Origin of the sequence: Hydrogenophaga aromaticivorans (assembly GCF_013387465.1) — a bacterium.
GTDB lineage: Bacteria > Pseudomonadota > Gammaproteobacteria > Burkholderiales > Burkholderiaceae_C > Hydrogenophaga > Hydrogenophaga aromaticivorans.
Map to the genome: position 1 here is coordinate 916,888 of NZ_VYGV01000006.1, position 16,556 is coordinate 933,443.

General features: G+C 64.0%; 12 protein-coding genes and 4 tRNA genes. 5 read left to right on the forward strand and 11 right to left on the reverse strand.

What is annotated here, in order from left to right:
* Positions 1 to 39: 39 nt before the first annotated feature.
* Complete coding sequence (ilvD, locus tag F3K02_RS08665) at positions 40 to 1,899, reverse strand: dihydroxy-acid dehydratase (RefSeq protein WP_177135138.1); 1,860 nt, start codon at positions 1,897 to 1,899, stop codon at positions 40 to 42.
* A gap of 128 nt (positions 1,900 to 2,027) precedes the next feature.
* On the opposite strand from ilvD (F3K02_RS08665), the gene ilvD (F3K02_RS08670) reads away from it, so the two are divergent.
* Positions 2,028 to 3,734: a dihydroxy-acid dehydratase gene (ilvD, locus tag F3K02_RS08670; RefSeq protein ID WP_177135140.1), complete on the forward strand. Its 1,707-nt coding sequence runs from the start codon at positions 2,028 to 2,030 to the stop codon at positions 3,732 to 3,734.
* Positions 3,735 to 3,757: 23 nt separating this feature from the next.
* Here ilvD (F3K02_RS08670) and F3K02_RS08675 read toward each other — a convergent pair whose 3' ends face one another.
* Positions 3,758 to 3,997 (reverse strand): TIGR04438 family Trp-rich protein, encoded by a 240-nt coding sequence (locus F3K02_RS08675; protein ID WP_177135142.1) that lies wholly within the window; start codon positions 3,995 to 3,997, stop codon positions 3,758 to 3,760.
* A gap of 122 nt (positions 3,998 to 4,119) precedes the next feature.
* Here F3K02_RS08675 and F3K02_RS08680 point away from each other — a divergent pair, with 122 nt between their 5' ends.
* Positions 4,120 to 4,425 (forward strand): c-type cytochrome, encoded by a 306-nt coding sequence (locus F3K02_RS08680; RefSeq protein ID WP_177135144.1) that lies wholly within the window; start codon positions 4,120 to 4,122, stop codon positions 4,423 to 4,425.
* 95 nt (positions 4,426 to 4,520) lie between these two features.
* On the opposite strand, the gene acs is transcribed toward F3K02_RS08680, so the two are convergent.
* Entirely contained in the window at positions 4,521 to 6,515 is a 1,995-nt protein-coding gene (acs, locus tag F3K02_RS08685; RefSeq protein WP_177135146.1) for an acetate--CoA ligase, read from the reverse strand.
* A gap of 223 nt (positions 6,516 to 6,738) precedes the next feature.
* Here acs and F3K02_RS08690 point away from each other — a divergent pair, with 223 nt between their 5' ends.
* Complete coding sequence (locus tag F3K02_RS08690) at positions 6,739 to 7,338, forward strand: TIGR00645 family protein (protein ID WP_177135148.1); 600 nt, start codon at positions 6,739 to 6,741, stop codon at positions 7,336 to 7,338.
* Positions 7,339 to 7,406: 68 nt separating this feature from the next.
* Here F3K02_RS08690 and fumC read toward each other — a convergent pair whose 3' ends face one another.
* On the reverse strand, positions 7,407 to 8,804 hold the full coding sequence (gene fumC / locus F3K02_RS08695; RefSeq protein WP_177135150.1) for a class II fumarate hydratase: 1,398 nt from the start codon (positions 8,802 to 8,804) through the stop codon (positions 7,407 to 7,409).
* Between the two features lie 132 nt (positions 8,805 to 8,936).
* Between fumC and F3K02_RS08700 the strand changes: the two genes are divergently transcribed.
* The gene (locus tag F3K02_RS08700; protein WP_177135152.1) at positions 8,937 to 10,490 is read left to right on the forward strand and encodes a fumarate hydratase; all 1,554 of its coding nucleotides are present in this window, start codon (positions 8,937 to 8,939) and stop codon (positions 10,488 to 10,490) included.
* The gene (gene murI, locus F3K02_RS08705; RefSeq protein ID WP_177135154.1) at positions 10,487 to 11,299 is read left to right on the forward strand and encodes a glutamate racemase; all 813 of its coding nucleotides are present in this window, start codon (positions 10,487 to 10,489) and stop codon (positions 11,297 to 11,299) included. Before F3K02_RS08700 ends, murI begins: the two co-directional genes overlap by 4 nt.
* A gap of 32 nt (positions 11,300 to 11,331) precedes the next feature.
* On the opposite strand, the gene F3K02_RS08710 is transcribed toward murI, so the two are convergent.
* The 7 genes from F3K02_RS08710 to lon all read right to left on the reverse strand — a co-directional run bounded on the left by F3K02_RS08710 (position 11,332) and on the right by lon (position 16,468).
* Positions 11,332 to 12,645, reverse strand: coding sequence for an MFS transporter (locus F3K02_RS08710; RefSeq protein ID WP_177135156.1), 1,314 nt, complete (start codon positions 12,643 to 12,645; stop codon positions 11,332 to 11,334).
* A 96-nt stretch (positions 12,646 to 12,741) separates the two neighbouring features.
* Entirely contained in the window at positions 12,742 to 13,368 is a 627-nt protein-coding gene (locus F3K02_RS08715) for a DUF6806 family protein (protein WP_177135159.1), read from the reverse strand.
* Positions 13,369 to 13,412: 44 nt separating this feature from the next.
* A tRNA-Leu gene (locus F3K02_RS08720) sits at positions 13,413 to 13,505 on the reverse strand.
* 130 nt (positions 13,506 to 13,635) lie between these two features.
* Positions 13,636 to 13,711: transfer RNA gene (locus F3K02_RS08725), tRNA-Gly, on the reverse strand.
* A gap of 23 nt (positions 13,712 to 13,734) precedes the next feature.
* Positions 13,735 to 13,808: transfer RNA gene (locus F3K02_RS08730), tRNA-Cys, on the reverse strand.
* 73 nt (positions 13,809 to 13,881) lie between these two features.
* Positions 13,882 to 13,957, reverse strand: a tRNA-Gly gene (locus tag F3K02_RS08735).
* Positions 13,958 to 14,035: 78 nt separating this feature from the next.
* Positions 14,036 to 16,468 (reverse strand): endopeptidase La, encoded by a 2,433-nt coding sequence (lon, locus tag F3K02_RS08740; protein WP_177135161.1) that lies wholly within the window; start codon positions 16,466 to 16,468, stop codon positions 14,036 to 14,038.
* Positions 16,469 to 16,556: the final 88 nt, after the last annotated feature.

Sequence of the window (16,556 nt, forward strand, 5' to 3'; positions counted from 1 at the left end):
AGCCTCCGGAGAGGCTGTTGTGGCTTCAGCGCTGTGGCTTCAGTCGCCCAGCAACGAAAGATCGCGCACCGCGCCCTTGTCGGCCGAGGTCGCGAGCAAGGCGTAGGCCTTGAGGGCCGCAGACACCTTGCGCGGGCGCGGCTGGGCGGGCTTCCAGCCCTTGGCGTCCTGCTCGGCGCGGCGCTTGGCCAGTTCTTCGTCGCTCAGCAGCACGTTGATGCTGCGGGCGGGAATGTCGATGCGGATGCGGTCGCCGTTGCGCACCAGGCCGATGGCGCCACCCGCCGCGGCTTCGGGCGAGCAGTGGCCAATCGACAGGCCCGAGGTACCGCCGGAGAAACGGCCATCGGTCAGCAGCGCACAGGCCTTGCCCAGGCCTTTGGACTTGATGTAGCTCGTGGGGTAAAGCATTTCCTGCATGCCGGGGCCTCCCTTGGGGCCCTCGTAGCGCACGATGACCACGTCCCCGGCCTTCACCTTGTCGGCCAGGATCTCGGCGACGGCTTCGTCCTGCGATTCGGTCACGTAGGCCGAACCCTCGAACACCAGAATCGATTCGTCCACACCAGCCGTTTTTACGACGCAACCATCCAGCGCTATGTTGCCGTGCAGCACCGCCAGGCCGCCCTCTTGCGAGAACGCGTGTTCACCCGAGCGGATGCAGCCCTCGGTGCGGTCCAGGTCCAGACTGGGCCAGCGCGTGGACTGGCTGAACGCCACCTGGGTGGGGATGCCGGCCGGGCCGGCCATGTAGAAGGTCTTGACGGCGTCGGACGGATGGCGCGCGATGTCCCACTGATCCAGTGCATCCTTCATGGTCTTCGCGTGGATGGTGGGCACGTCGGTGTGCAGCTTGCCAGCGCGGTCCAGCTCACCCAGGATGGCCATGATGCCGCCCGCACGGTGCACATCTTCGATGTGGTACTTGTTGGTGTTGGGCGCCACCTTGCACAGCTGCGGCACCGATCTCGAAAGGCGGTCGATGTCCTGCATCGTGAAGTCGATCTCGGCTTCCTGCGCGATCGCCAGCAAATGCAGGATGGTGTTGGTCGAGCCACCCATGGCGATGTCGAGCGTGATGGCATTCTCGAAGGCCTTGAAGCCCATGGAACGCGGCAGCACCGACGCATCGCCTTTTTCGTAGAAGCGCTCGCACAGCGCCACCGCTGTGCGACCAGCGCGTTTGAACAGTTGCTCACGGTCGGCGTGCGTGGCCACCACCGTGCCGTTGCCCGGCAGCGCCAGGCCCAGCGCCTCGGCCAGGCAGTTCATGGAGTTGGCGGTGAACATGCCCGAGCAGGAACCGCAGGTCGGGCAGGCCGAACGCTCGACTTCGGCCAGATCGGCGTCGCTCACCTTGCTGTCCACGGCCATCACCATGGCATCGACCAGATCAAGCTTCTTGAACTCCATGACCTGGGTCTGCGGGTTGGCCAGGCGCACCTTGCCCGCTTCCATGGGACCGCCGGAGACGAACACCACCGGGATGTTCAGCCGCATGGCGGCCATCAGCATGCCGGGGGTGATCTTGTCGCAGTTGGAGATGCACACCAGCGCGTCGGCACAGTGCGCGTTGACCATGTATTCCACCGAGTCAGCGATCAGCTCGCGACTGGGCAGCGAGTACAGCATGCCGTCGTGACCCATGGCGATGCCGTCGTCCACCGCGATGGTGTTGAATTCCTTGGCCACGCCACCCGCGGCCTCGATCTCACGCGCCACCAGCTGGCCCAGATCCTTCAGGTGCACATGGCCGGGCACGAACTGCGTGAAGGAGTTGGCGACCGCGATGATGGGTTTGCTGAAGTCGCCGTCCTTCATGCCGGTGGCACGCCAGAGCGAGCGGGCACCGGCCATGTTGCGGCCGGCGGTGGAGGTCTTGGAGCGGTAAGCGGGCATGGTGAGGTCTTTGTCTGGGCGGATCAGGGGGCAAAAAACGCAGCCTTGGATTATCTCCCACGCCCAAGAGGTGATTGCCGGCCGCGCTATAAGCAGAGCACAACAACGCCCCACCACCGGAGACCCCCATGGCCAAACCGACCGTCATTCCGATCCAACCCATGAATCCGCGCAGCCGCAACATCACCCAGGGTAAATCGCGCGCGCCCAACCGCTCCATGTACTACGCCATGGGTTACGAAGAGGCCGATTTCGTCAAGCCCATGGTGGGCGTGGCGAATGGTCACAGCACCATCACCCCCTGCAACTCGGGTCTGCAAAAGCTGGCCGACGCGGCCATCGCCGGCATCGAGGAAGCCGGCGGCAACGCCCAGGTGTTCGGCACACCCACCATCTCGGACGGCATGGCCATGGGCACCGAGGGCATGAAGTATTCACTCGTGAGCCGCGAGGTGATTGCCGACTGCATCGAGACCTGCGTGCAGGGGCAGTGGATGGACGGCGTGCTCGTCATCGGCGGCTGCGACAAAAACATGCCCGGCGGCCTGATGGGCATGTTGCGCGCCAACGTGCCGGCCATTTACGTGTACGGTGGCACCATCCTGCCGGGGCGCTACAAAGACCAGGACCTGAACATCGTGAGCGTGTTTGAAGCCGTGGGCCAGAACGCGGCGGGCAACCTGAGCGACGCCGAGCTGCGCGAGATCGAGATGCGGGCGATCCCGGGATCGGGTTCCTGCGGTGGCATGTACACCGCCAACACCATGAGTTCGGCTTTCGAGGCGCTGGGCATCTCCCTGCCCTACTCCAGCACCATGGCCAATCCGCACGACGAAAAAATGAACTCGGCCCGTGAGTCGGCCAAGGTACTGATCGAGGCGATCCGCAAAGACATCAAGCCGCGCGACATCGTCACCCGCGAGAGCATCGAAAACGCGGTGGCCATGATCATGGCCACCGGTGGCTCCACCAACGCCGTGCTGCATTTCCTGGCCATTGCGCATGCTGCGGGCGTCGAATGGAACATCGACGACTTCGAACGCGTGCGCGTGAAAACACCGGTACTCTGCGACCTCAAGCCCAGCGGCCGGTACCTGGCAGTCGACCTGCACCGCGCTGGCGGCATTCCGCAGGTGATGAAGATGCTGCTGAACGCCGGCCTGCTGCACGGTGACTGCCTCACCATCACCGGCCAGACCATCGCAGAAGTGCTCAAAGACGTGCCCGACGCGCCGCGTGCCGACCAGGACGTGATCCGCCCCATCGACCGCCCCATGTACGCCCAGGGCCACCTGGCCATCCTCAAAGGCAACCTGTCACCCGAGGGCTGCGTGGCCAAGATCACCGGCCTGAAAAACCCCGTGATGACCGGCCCCGCGCGGGTGTTCGACGACGAGCAGTCGGCGCTGCAGGCCATCCTGGACGGCAGGATCAAGGCCGGTGACGTGATGGTGCTGCGCTACCTCGGCCCCAAGGGCGGACCTGGCATGCCCGAGATGCTGGCACCCACCGGTGCGCTGATCGGTGCAGGGCTGGGCGAGAGCGTCGGCCTGATCACCGATGGCCGCTTCTCAGGCGGCACCTGGGGCATGGTGGTGGGCCACGTGGCTCCCGAGGCCGCTGCCGGCGGCACGATTGCCTTGGTACAAGAGGGCGACAGCATCACCATCGACGCCCATGCCCTCCGGCTGGAGTTGAACGTGGCAGCCGACGAAATTGCCCGCCGCCGGGCCGGCTGGACCGCTCCCGCGCCCCGCTACACCCGTGGCGTGCAAGCCAAATTTGCGTTCAACGCAGCCAGTGCAAGCCGCGGTGCGGTGCTTGACAACTATTGAGTGGCAGGGAACCCCATGCAGGCTCAGCGGCGCCGGCTCTTCATGCCCAGCGCCTGGCGCTGGCGCTCAATGCGGTCCTGCTTTTTCTGGTCCATCTTTTCCATCTCCTTGCGCTTGGTGTAGCCGGTGCTGTCAGCCCAGGCCCACCAGGCCACCGCCATGGCAAAAGGCGACAACACCCACCACCAGGACAGCTCGGCGACGAATCCCAATTCGAAATACTTCAGTAGCAACAGGCCGACGCCCGCGATGAGGAAATACATCACACCCTCCAGTAAAGGTCCGATAAAGCCCGGCAAGAAACTGTAAGCGAGCGTATCCGGGCTGTCCCACTGGGTAAAATCCAGCCTGTGAGTTTTTCACGTTCACCCACTAGGACAACACCATGAAACGCGCTCTCCTGATTATGGCCGCTGTGGCCGCCATCTCCGCTCCCGCCATGGCCGACGAAGCCCTCGCCAAGAGCAAGAACTGCATGGCCTGCCATGCCGTGGACAAGAAGCTGGTTGGCCCCGCCTACAAGGACGTGGCCAAGAAGTACGCCGGCAACGCCAAGGCCGCCGACATGCTGGCCGAGAAAGTCGTCAAGGGCGGTTCGGGCGTCTGGGGTGCGATCCCCATGCCTGCCAACCCACAGGTGAGCGCGGCCGAGGCCAAGAAGCTGGTTGCCTGGGTGCTGAGCCAGAAGTAATCCACTTCCCGCTGTTCCAACAAAAAACCCGCTGGATTTCCAGCGGGTTTTTTGTTGTCTGGTTCCTGGCGCCCGAGGGTGCCAGGAACACAGGATCAGTTGTTTTCAGACAATTGATCGAGGATGGCCGGGTTCTCCAGGGTGGAGGTGTCCTGGGTGATGGCTTCGCCCTTGGCGATCGAGCGCAGCAGGCGGCGCATGATCTTGCCCGAGCGGGTCTTGGGCAGGTTGTCACCGAAACGGATGTCCTTGGGCTTGGCGATCGGGCCGATCTCCTTGCCCACCCAGTCGCGCAGCACTTTGGCGATCGCCTTCGCCTCGTCGCCGGTGGGGCGCGAACGCTTGAGCACCACGAAGGCCACGATGGCTTCACCGGTCAGGTCGTCCGGACGGCCCACCACGGCGGCTTCGGCCACCAGGTCGGTCTTGCCCACCAGCGCCGACTCGATCTCCATCGTGCCCATGCGGTGACCGGAAACGTTGAGCACGTCGTCGATACGGCCGGTGATGCGGAAGTAGCCACGGTCAGGACTGCGCACCGCGCCATCGCCAGCCAAGTAATAACCCTTGAGTTCTTCGGGGAAGTAGCTCTTCTTGAAACGCTCGGGGTCGCCCCAGATGGTGCGGATCATCGAAGGCCAGGGCCGCTTGACGACCAGGATGCCACCCGCGCCATTGGGCACGTCCATGCCCGCTTCGTCCACGATGGCGGCCGTGATGCCTGGCAGCGGCAGCGTGCACGAACCCGGCACCAGGGGCGTGGCGCCCGGCAGCGGTGTGATCATGTGGCCACCGGTCTCGGTCTGCCAGAAGGTGTCGACGATGGGGCAACGCTCGCCGCCAATGTGCTTGTAGTACCACATCCAGGCTTCGGGGTTGATGGGCTCGCCGACCGAACCCAGGATGCGCAGGCTGGACAGGTCGGAGCGCGCCGGGTGCACTTTTTCATCGCCCTCGGCGGCCTTGATCAGCGAGCGGATGGCGGTGGGTGCGGTGTAGAAGATCGAGCACTTGTGTTTCTCGATCATCTGCCAGAAGCGGCCGGCGTTCGGGTAGGTCGGCACACCTTCAAACACGATCTGGGTCGCGCCCGCAGCCAGCGGGCCGTAAGCGACGTAGGTGTGGCCGGTGATCCAGCCGATGTCGGCCGTGCACCAGAACACGTCGCTGTCCTTCAGGTCGAAGGTCCAGTTCATGGTCAGGTTGGCCCACAGCAGGTAACCTCCGGTGCTGTGCTGCACGCCCTTGGGGGTACCGGTGGAGCCGGAGGTGTAGAGCACGAACAGCGGGTGCTCGGCGCCCACCATGACCGCCGGGCAGTCGGTGGACTCCGAGGCCATCACCTCGTGCATGTAGCTGTCTCGACCCGCCACCATGTTGCAGGCGGTGGGCGTGCGCTGGAAGACGATCACGTCCTTGACGCACTCGCAGCCACCCATGGCGATGCCTTCGTCCACGATGGACTTGAGCGGCAGCTCCTTGCCACCGCGCAACTGGTAGTTGGCGGTGATCACGGCCACGGCACTGGCGTTCTGGATGCGTTCTTGCAAAGCCTTGGCGGAGAAGCCACCGAACACCACGCTGTGCGTCGCGCCGATGCGGGCGCAGGCCTGCATGGCCACCACGCCTTCGATCGTCATGGGCATGTAGATGACGACGCGGTCGCCTTTCTTCACGCCACGGGCCTTCAAGGCATTCGCAAATTGCGACACCTTGGCCAGCAGTTCCTTGTAGGTCACCTTGGTCACTTCGCCGCCATCGGCTTCAAAGATGATGGCGGTCTTGTTCTCCACCGGCGTGCCCATGTGGCGGTCCAGGCAGTTGTAGGAGGCGTTGAGTTCGCCGTCTTCGAACCATGTGTAGAACGGTGCGTTCGACTCGTCCAGCACCTTGGTGAAGGGCTTGCTCCAGGTCAGGGTTTCGCGTGCGCGCTTGGCCCAGAAACCTTCAAAGTCGTTTTCGGCCTCGGCGCACAGGGCGTTGTAGGCGTCCATGCCCGAAATGCGGGCGGCCTTTCGGGTCGCTTCGGTGGGTTCAAAAACGCGGTTTTCGACCAGGGTGGATTCGATCGACGACGAAGGCGCGGACATGGGCAGTCTCCTCAGGTGTTGTGGGAACAGGTAACGCGTGAATGTGCGCAAAGGCTCTTACGAGCCACTTACATAGGCTGGCGCGGGTAGCCCTGTACCAAGGGGGAAGCTACGATCCGTAGGCCCGCCAAGATGGACTTGTAGCACAGCGGACATCAGCCCGCTCCTACAATCGGGCCCGCCCACTACGGGTTTGCCCGCACCAACAGCACTTGTACCTTCCATGACCACACCCGTCAAAAACACCAGCACCCTGCAGGCCCTGCCCAACCTGATCTTCGCCAGCCGCTGGCTGCAGTTGCCGCTGTACCTGGGCCTGATCCTGGCGCAGGGCATCTATGTCTTCCATTTCTGGGTGGAGCTGGTCCACCTGATCGAGGCCGCTTTCGGCAACACGGACGCGCTGGCGGCCCTGGTCAAGAGCATTGGCTACAAGGAGTCTTTCGAGGTCACCTCACTCAACGAGACCATCATCATGCTGGTGGTGCTGGCGCTGATTGACGTGGTCATGATCTCCAACCTGCTGATCATGGTGATCGTCGGGGGTTACGAGACCTTCGTGAGCCGCATGAACCTGGAGAGCCACCCGGACCAACCGGAATGGCTGAGCCACGTGAACGCGTCGGTGCTCAAGGTCAAGCTGGCCACCGCGATCATCGGCATCTCGTCGATCCACCTGCTCAAGACTTTCATCAACGCCGCCAACTACGAAGAAAAGGTGCTGATGTGGCAGACCATCATCCACGTGGTGTTCCTGCTCAGCGCCATGGCCATCGCCGTGACCGACCGTCTGATGAGCAAACCCGCGGGTGCCGATCACTGAGCCACTGCAATCGCTACCGGGAAGCGGCCCTCGTGGCCGCTTTTTTGATTCTGGCACCGGCAAAAAGCTCAGCGGCCGACCATCTGTTGTGGCACCACCCAGCGGTCGAAGTCCTCAGCCGACACGTGGCCCAGCGCCAGAGCGGCCTCGCGCAGGGTCAGGCCCTCCCGGTGCGCCTTCTTCGCAATCTCGGCGGCCCGGTCGTAGCCGATGTGCGGGTTCAGTGCGGTCACCAGCATCAGCGACCGTTCGAGCAGCTCGGTGATGCGCTCGCGGTTGGGTTCGATACCAGCCGCGCAGTGCGAGTTGAAGCTCGCCATGCCATCGGCGAGCAGGCGCACGCTCTGCAGGAAATTGTGCGCCACCATCGGGCGGAACACGTTGAGTTCGAAGTTGCCCGACGCGCCACCCATGCTGATCGCCACGTCGTTGCCCATCACCTGGCAGCACAGCATGGTCAGCGCCTCGCACTGCGTCGGGTTGACCTTGCCCGGCATGATGGACGAACCGGGTTCGTTTTCCGGAATCGACAGCTCACCCAGTCCGCTGCGCGGGCCGCTGGCGAGCCAGCGCACATCGTTGGCGATCTTCATCAGGCTGGCCGCCAGCCCCTTGAGCGCGCCGTGCGCGTGCACCAGCGCGTCACAGCTGGCGAGTGCCTCAAACTTGTTGGGTGCGCTCACCAGCGGCAGCCCCGTGTGTCGGGCCAGCTCGGCGGCCACCTGTTCTGCAAAGCCGGCCGGGGCATTCAAACCGGTCCCCACCGCCGTGCCGCCCAGCGCCAGTTCACACAGGTGCGGCAGTGCGGCGCGCACATGACGCTCGGCGTGCGCCAGCTGCGCGGCCCATCCCGAAATCTCCTGACCCAGCGTGAGCGGTGTGGCGTCTTGCAGGTGGGTGCGGCCGATCTTCACGATGTTGTCGAACGCCACGGCCTTGGCGGCCAGGGTCTCACGCAAATCCGACAATGCAGGCAGCAGCCGCTGCGTGAACCCCTCCACCGCGGCCAGGTGCATGGCGGTGGGAAACACGTCGTTGGACGACTGGCTGCGGTTCACGTCGTCGTTCGGGTGCACCAGCCGCCCCTCTCCCCGCGCGCCGCCCAGCAACTCGCTGGCGCGGTTGGCCAGCACCTCGTTCAGGTTCATGTTGCTCTGCGTGCCCGAACCGGTCTGCCAGACCACCAGAGGGAATTCGCCCGCGTGCCGTCCAGCGATGACTTCGTCGGCTGCCGCAACGATGGCGTCCGCCCGGTCGGCGTCCAGCGAAGCCAGAGACGGGTTCACCACGGCACAGGCCCGCTTGACCTCGGCCAGCGCACGGATCAGCTCGGTCGGCAGACGCTCGCCCGAGATCGCGAAGTGCGCCAGTGAGCGCTGCGTCTGCGCGCCCCACAGACGGTCTGCAGGCACCTCGATGGCGCCCATGCTGTCGGTTTCGATGCGGGTTGTTGACAGGGTGTTCATGGCATGGCTCCGGTCGTCAGCCGGTGAAAGGCTGGGCCTGTCAAAATAGCAGGCTGATCCCACCGTAGCAGACCTTGCGCCGTGCCACCAGCGCGGCACGCCTTGTCCACGTCAACACCATTGCCCCACGCCATGACCACGAGCATCCGCCAGAACGACCTGATCGAATCCGTCGCCGCCGCCCTGCAGTACATCAGCTACTACCACCCGGCCGACTACATCGCCCACCTGGCGCGCGCCTACGAGCGCGAGCAGAGCGCCGCCGCCAAGGACGCCATCGCGCAGATCCTGACCAACAGCAAGATGAGCGCCACCGGCCACCGCCCGATCTGCCAGGACACCGGCATCGTCAACGTGTTCTTGAAGGTGGGCATGGACGTGCGCTGGGAAGGGTTCTCCGGCAGTCTGGATGACGCCATCAACGAGGGCGTGCGCCGCGGTTACAACCACCCTGACAACACGCTGCGCGCCAGCGTCGTGGCCGACCCGCAATTCGACCGCAAGAACACCAAGGACAACACGCCGGCCGTGATCTTCACCGAGATCGTGCCCGGCAACACGGTGGAAGTGACCGTGGCTGCCAAGGGCGGCGGCTCCGAGAACAAGTCCAAGATGGTCATGCTCAACCCGGGCGACAACGTGGTCGACTGGGTGCTGAAGACCGTGCCGACCATGGGCGCCGGCTGGTGCCCGCCGGGCATGCTGGGCATCGGCATCGGCGGCACCGCCGAGAAGGCCGTGCTGATGGCCAAGGAAAGCCTGATGGACGACCTGGACATGTACGAGCTGCAGGCCAAGGCATCCAAGGGCGAGAAGCTCAGCAAGGTCGAAGAGATGCGCCTGGAGTTGTTCGAGAAGGTCAACGCGCTGGGCATCGGCGCGCAGGGCCTCGGTGGCCTCACCACCGTGCTCGACGTCAAGATCAAGATGTACCCCACGCACGCGGCCAGCAAGCCCGTGGCCATGATCCCCAACTGCGCCGCCACGCGCCACGCCCACTTCGTGCTCGACGGCAGCGGCCCGGTCTACATCGACCCGCCGAGCCTGGACCTCTGGCCCGACGTGGCCTGGACGCCCGACTACGTGAAGAGCAAGAAGGTGGACCTGAACGCCCTCACTGCCGCCGAAGTGGCGAGCTGGAAACCGGGCGACACGTTGCTGCTCAACGGCAAGATGCTCACCGGCCGCGACGCAGCGCACAAGCGCATCCAGGACATGCTGGCCAAGGGCGAGCCGTTGCCGGTGGACTTCACCAACCGCGTCATTTACTACGTCGGCCCGGTCGACCCGGTCAAGGGCGAAGCGGTCGGACCGGCCGGCCCCACCACCGCCACCCGCATGGACGGCTTCACCGAGATGATGCTCGCGCAAACCGGCCTGATCGCCATGGTCGGCAAGGCCGAGCGTGGCCCGGTCGCCATCGAGGCGATCAAGAAGCACAAGAGCGCTTACCTGATGGCGGTGGGCGGTGCCGCCTACCTCGTGTCCAAAGCCATCAAGACCGCCAAGGTCGTGGGCTTTGCCGACCTGGGCATGGAAGCCATCTACGAGTTCGACGTGGTCGACATGCCCGTGACCGTGGCGGTGGACGCGGGCGGCACCAGCGCCCACATCACCGGCCCGGCCGAGTGGAGCAAACGCATCGCCTCGGGCGAGTTCAAGGGCATTTCGGTGGCCGCTGCTTGAAGACCATCGGGGTTTTTGACAGCGGGGTGGGTGGCCTGAGCGTGCTGCGCGCCCTGCTGCTCGAAATACCAGAAGCCCGCTACGTTTACCTCGCCGACGGTGCGCACGCCCCCTACGGCGAACGCAGCGCCCAGCAGGTCGCAGAGCGGGCACAGCGCATCACCGCCCGACTGCGCAAAGACCATGCGGTCGATGCCCTGGTGGTGGCCTGCAACACGGCCACCGCCCAGGCCATCGAATCGCTGCGCCAGCAACACCCCGACTGGCCCATCGTCGGCGTGGAACCCGCGCTGAAACCCGCTGCGGCCCTCAGCCGGACCGGGCACATCGGCGTGTTCGCCACGCGCGGCACCGTCGAGAGTGAGCGCTTTGCCCGCCTGCGCACCCGGGTCGAATCCGAATCCAGTCGCCCGCTGCACTTCAACAGCCAGGCCTGCGACGGCCTCGCCGACGCGATCGAGCGCGGCGACGAAACCACGACACGGGTCCTGTGTGCGCGCTACCTGGACGCATTGCGAGCCCATGCCTCCACCCCGGAACCCATGGATACCCTGGTGCTCGGCTGCACGCACTACCCGTTCGCGGCCGACATCCTGCAAGCGCTGTCGGGACCCGACGTTCGCCTGGTTGAAACCGGCGCGCCGGTGGCACGCCGCACTCGGGCGGTGCTGGGCCTGCCCGAGGCCCACCCCTCAGATGGCGCAACACCGCAGATCACGCTGCTGTCCACCGGCGACCCGACACCGCTGACGCAGGCCGCAGCGCGCTGGCTCGGCATCACCGTGGGTGCCACCCACATCAACGTCTGATCCGGCGAACATCCCGCGCGGAAACCCAAAGGTCAGCCGTTCGCCGCGCCTGGGCCTGACAAGGCCGCACGACGACCCCGCTCCATGTTCACCGGCAGCAGCAACACCAGCCCGAGCAAAAACAGCAGCGCCGTGAATCCGATGGCCAGGCGCTGGTTGCCCCCGGTGGCCCAGGTGATGGCCCCATAGCTCAAGGGTCCGATGATGCTCGCCAGCCGCGTTGCAAAGGTCCACAACCCGTAGAACTCGGCCAGTTGCCTGGGCGGAGCCAGCATGCCCGCCATGGCCCGCCCTGACGACTGGCTGGAGCCCATGCACAGGCCCGCGATCGCGGCCGCGTACCAGAAACCGCCCTTGGTGGTGGTGAGTGCGGCGATGATGCAGGTCGCGATCCAGCCGACCAGGGTGATGCCCAGCGCGAGCTTGTGGCCCAGCCGGTCCTGCCAGTAGCCGAAGGCAAACGCGCCCAATGCAGCCGCAATGTTGAGCACGAAGATCAGCACCATCGTTTCCTGCTGCACAAAGCCGATCACCTGCTCCGCGTAGATGGCCGCCAGCGTGATGGTCACGGTCACACCGCCCTGGTACGCCGTCGCACAAGCCAGCAACCACATGAAATCGCGGTAGCGCCGGGCATCGTGGTAGGTGGAATGCAAGCGGCTCAAAGCAGCCTTCAATCCGCTTTCCGTCGACCGAGCCTGAGGTTCGGCCCGTTCTTTCAGCAGCTTGAAGGTGAACAGCGCCGCGAGCGCAAAGAGGCCGGCGGTGATCCACATGGTCACGGGCACGAACTGGGCGGCGGTCTGCCCCTGCCCCTGGGCCCGGATCACGTACACCAGGCTCAGACCGAGCGCCAGCATGCCGCCGAAGTAGCCAAAGCTCCAGCCCCAACCGCTGACCCGGCCCATGGCCGCCGGCCGCGCAAGTTCGGGCAGGAACGCGGCAATCAGGGATTCGCCCCAGGCAAAGCAGACGTTGGAAACAACGATCAACAGCACCGCCAGCGCCACCATCCCGGGCCCGACGAAAGCCAGCGCGGCCGTGGCCAGCACGCAACCCGTGGTGGTGAGCAGCAACAGCCGCTTTTTGGTACCGTAGCGGTCGGCCCAGGCGCCCATGGCCGGCATCGTCACCATCACGATGGCATGCGACACGCTCAGCGCCAGCGTCCAGGCGAACGTGGCCCAGGCGGCACCGTCGGCGACAGCACCCACGAAATAGGCCGCAAACACCGCCGTCAGCACCACGGTGGTGTAGCCCGAGTTGGCGAAGTCGTACATGGCCCAACCGAACACCTCGCGCCTGCACACGCCAGGGTTCAGGGCTTCGGTGGAAAACAGCGCCATCAGGGCCTCACGCGTTCACGCCGCGTCGACGAACCCGAAGCGGTGGCATCGGCCTGGGGCCTGCACACACGGCAGACCGTCGATCCATCGGGCTGGTCAGTGCAGATGGCGGGGCTTGCGCCCACCGCCGTGGCCCGAGGAACCGCCACCATGTCCACGGGGTGGGCGACCCAGCTGCATGGAGTTGACGAGGGCATCAAAGCGCTGGGTGAACAGCTTGTCGATCGAGCCGACCACATCGCCCAGCTCGGCGGCATCAAAGTGCCGCTCCATGATGTGGACCACATCCTGCACCAGCAGATCGCGCTGCACCTGCATGATGGCCGCGGGCGTGGGGCCGACAAAACACATCATGAAATCGTCGCGCGCCTCCTCTTCTGAGGACTCGTCTTCTTCATCGAACTCGGTGTCGTAGAAGGACACTTCAAGCGGTGCACCGGCCGAAGCGATGTCGTTCAAGCCCATGCAGGCCTCTTCGATCACCTGGCGGAAATCCTCATCGCCCGGCACCGTCCAGCACATCTGCAACACGTGCGCTTCCGCGTCAAATCGGATACCCGGCTCGTCCTCGTAGCTGCTCTCGGCCGCTGCCGCCAGCGAGCGGCCACCGGCGTACTGCCAGAGTGGCTTGAGCGCATCCTGAATCTGGCCGTAAGCCACATCCTCGCGCAAGGGCACATCGCCATGCACGTGGATTTCAAAGGGCGCGTTGTATCGGGTCATGGAAACTCACTGTACCGGTGAAACCGGAAAAAGCCTAGGGGACATGGTGCCTCGAACCGGGGTCGAACCGGTACGCCCCCTCACGGGAAAGCGGCGGATTTTAAGTCCGCTGTGTCTACCAATTTCACCACCGAGGCCAGCCTGTCATTGTCGCAGGTTCGCCAGGCGCGCTTGGGGCGTCGCAACCTGGTCAATCCCTGTTCGGCTTGCCGTGACACGGAAACGAAAAAAAAAGGGGAAGCATGGCTTCCCCTTTTTCTTTGATGCTGGAGCGGGAAACGAGACTCGAACTCGCGACCTCAACCTTGGCAAGGTTGCGCTCTACCAACTGAGCTATTCCCGCAAAATCTGATACCAACCAGTGACTGGAGGCGCGACCCGGAGTCGAACCGGGCTAGACGGATTTGCAATCCGTTGCATAACCGATTTGCTATCGCGCCCTGTGCGATGAATCGGAAAACCCATTCATCCCCATCGACAAAAAAGGGAAGCTCGGCTTCCCTTTTTCAAAACTGGAGCGGGAAACGAGACTCGAACTCGCGACCTCAACCTTGGCAAGGTTGCGCTCTACCAACTGAGCTATTCCCGCATGTTTCTGATGTTTGTCAGAAGCTGGAATTCTAGCGCAGAAAAACGCCTCTTTTCAAGCCCCCACAAATTTTTTGACTCAATGTTTCACGGCATCGGGTGCGGGTGCCGCCGGACGGACGGAGGCTGCGGCCACCTGCGCCGCGACCTCCTCGTCGGTCAGCGGAACTGGCTGGCGCTCCAGCGCAATGGCAAGCACCTTGTCGATCCATTTGACCGGCACGATCTCCAGACCCTGCTTCACATTGTCGGGAATCTCGGCCAGATCCTTCACGTTTTCTTCGGGAATGATCACGGTCTTGATGCCACCACGCAAAGCCGCCAGGAGCTTTTCCTTCAACCCACCGATCGCGGTGACTTCACCACGCAAGGTGATCTCTCCGGTCATGGCCACGTCGGCACGCACCGGGATGCCTGTGAGCGAGGACACCAGCGCCGTGGTCATGGCCGCACCGGCGCTCGGTCCATCCTTGGGCGTGGCGCCGTCGGGCACGTGGATATGGATGTCGCGCTTGTCGAACTGTTCGTCCTTGATGCCGAGTGAGCGGGCACGGCTGCGAACCACCGTGCGCGCCGCCTCCACCGACTCCTTCATCACGTCACCCAGCGAACCGGTCCGCGTGATCACGCCCTTGCCGGGCATGATCGCCACCTCGATGGTCAGCAGATCGCCACCGACCTCGGTCCACGCCAGACCCACGACCTGACCCACTTGGTTCTGCGCTTCGGCTCGCCCGTAGTTGTACTTGCGCACCCCCAGGAATTCGCTGAGGTTTTCCGCATCCACCACCACGGTGGGCGTGTACTTTTTGAGCAGCAGACCCTTCACCACCTTGCGGCAGATTTTGGAGAGCTCACGCTCCAGTGAGCGCACACCGGCTTCGCGGGTGTAGTAACGCACGATGTCGCGCACAGCGTCGTCCTTCACCACCATCTCGCCTTCGCGAATGCCGTTGTTCTTCAGCTGTTTCGGCAACAGGTAGCGGATCGCGATATTGACCTTTTCCTCTTCGGTGTAGCCCGAGAGACGAATCACTTCCATCCGGTCCAACAGGGCTGGAGGGATGTTCATCGAGTTCGACGTGGCGACGAACATCACGTCGGACAGGTCAAAATCGACTTCGACGTAATGGTCGCCAAAGGTGTGGTTCTGCTCCGGGTCCAGCACCTCGAGCAAGGCGCTCGACGGATCGCCGCGGAAGTCGGTACCCAGCTTGTCGATTTCGTCGAGCAGGAACAGCGGATTGCGCGTACCGATCTTGGACAGGCTTTGCAGCACCTTGCCCGGCATGGCGCCGATGTAGGTGCGGCGGTGACCACGGATCTCGGCTTCATCGCGCATGCCCCCCAGGGCCATGCGAACGTATTTGCGGCCAGTGGCCTTGGCCACCGACTGGCCGAGCGAGGTCTTGCCCACGCCGGGCGGACCGACCAGGCACAAGATCGGCGCCTTGACCTTGTCAACGCGCTGCTGGACCGCGAGGTATTCGAGGATGCGGTCCTTGACCTTGTCGAGGCCGTAGTGGTCTTCGTTGAGCACGGCTTCGGCGTGCGCCAGGTCGTGCTTGATCTTGGTCTTTTTGCTCCAGGGCAGGGCCACCAGCGCATCGATGTAGTTGCGCACCACGGTGGCTTCGGCCGACATGGGCGACATCAGCTTGAGCTTCTTGAACTCGGCATCGGCCTTCTTGCGCGCCTCGGCGGGCATCTTGGCGGCCTTGATCTTCTTCTCGATCTCTTCGATGTCGGCGCCCTCTTCGCCTTCGCCCAGTTCCTTCTGGATCGCCTTGACCTGTTCGTTCAGGTAGAAGTCGCGCTGGTTCTTTTCCATCTGGCGCTTGACCCGACCACGGATCTTCTTGTCGACGTTGAGGATGTCGACTTCGCGTTCGAGCTGTTCGAACAGGTTTTCCAGGCGCTTGTTGACCAGGTCCAGATCCAGCACGACCTGCTTGGATTCCAGCTTGAGCGGCAGGTGGGCGGCAATGGTGTCGGCCAGGCGACCCGGATCGTCGATGCTGGAGATCGAAGTCAGGATTTCCGACGGGATCTTCTTGTTCAGTTTGACGTACTGATCAAACTGCTGCATCACGGCACGGCGTAGCGCTTCGAGTTCGGTCGACAGGATATCGGCGCGCTCGATCGCGGGGTCCACCGGGTTGACGCTGGCGACAAAGTGGGTCTCGCCATCGGTGATCGACAACACCTTGGCGCGCTGAACGCCCTCCACCAGCACCTTCACGGTGCCATCGGGCAGTTTCAGCATCTGCAGGATGGTGGCGACGCAACCCATCTCGAACATGTCCTCCGTGGAGGGTTCGTCCTTGGCCGCGGCTTTCTGGGCCACCAGCATGATGCGGCGCTCCGCTTCCATGGCGGATTCCAGCGCCTTGATGCTTTTCGGGCGACCCACGAACAGCGGGATCACCATGTGCGGGAACACCACCACGTCGCGCAAGGGCAGCAGTGGCAGGTCAACCGGCGTGCTGGGCAAAGGGGTTTGTCCGGACATTTCTCAACCTCAACAAAATGGTCTTGGGCAGATGCGAGCGGTCAACACCGTGTGCATCATCAACTTGGCATGCATTCACTCACGCATG

Coding starts and splice junctions, on each gene's coding strand:
- ilvD (WP_177135138.1), bottom strand. CDS start 1,899: ATGCCCGCTTACCGCTCCAAGACCTCCACCGCCGGCCGCAACATGGCC.
- ilvD (WP_177135140.1), top strand. CDS start 2,028: ATGGCCAAACCGACCGTCATTCCGATCCAACCCATGAATCCGCGCAGC.
- F3K02_RS08675 (WP_177135142.1), bottom strand. CDS start 3,997: ATGTATTTCCTCATCGCGGGCGTCGGCCTGTTGCTACTGAAGTATTTC.
- F3K02_RS08680 (WP_177135144.1), top strand. CDS start 4,120: ATGAAACGCGCTCTCCTGATTATGGCCGCTGTGGCCGCCATCTCCGCT.
- acs (WP_177135146.1), bottom strand. CDS start 6,515: ATGTCCGCGCCTTCGTCGTCGATCGAATCCACCCTGGTCGAAAACCGC.
- F3K02_RS08690 (WP_177135148.1), top strand. CDS start 6,739: ATGACCACACCCGTCAAAAACACCAGCACCCTGCAGGCCCTGCCCAAC.
- fumC (WP_177135150.1), bottom strand. CDS start 8,804: ATGAACACCCTGTCAACAACCCGCATCGAAACCGACAGCATGGGCGCC.
- F3K02_RS08700 (WP_177135152.1), top strand. CDS start 8,937: ATGACCACGAGCATCCGCCAGAACGACCTGATCGAATCCGTCGCCGCC.
- F3K02_RS08710 (WP_177135156.1), bottom strand. CDS start 12,645: ATGGCGCTGTTTTCCACCGAAGCCCTGAACCCTGGCGTGTGCAGGCGC.
- F3K02_RS08715 (WP_177135159.1), bottom strand. CDS start 13,368: ATGACCCGATACAACGCGCCCTTTGAAATCCACGTGCATGGCGATGTG.
- lon (WP_177135161.1), bottom strand. CDS start 16,468: ATGTCCGGACAAACCCCTTTGCCCAGCACGCCGGTTGACCTGCCACTG.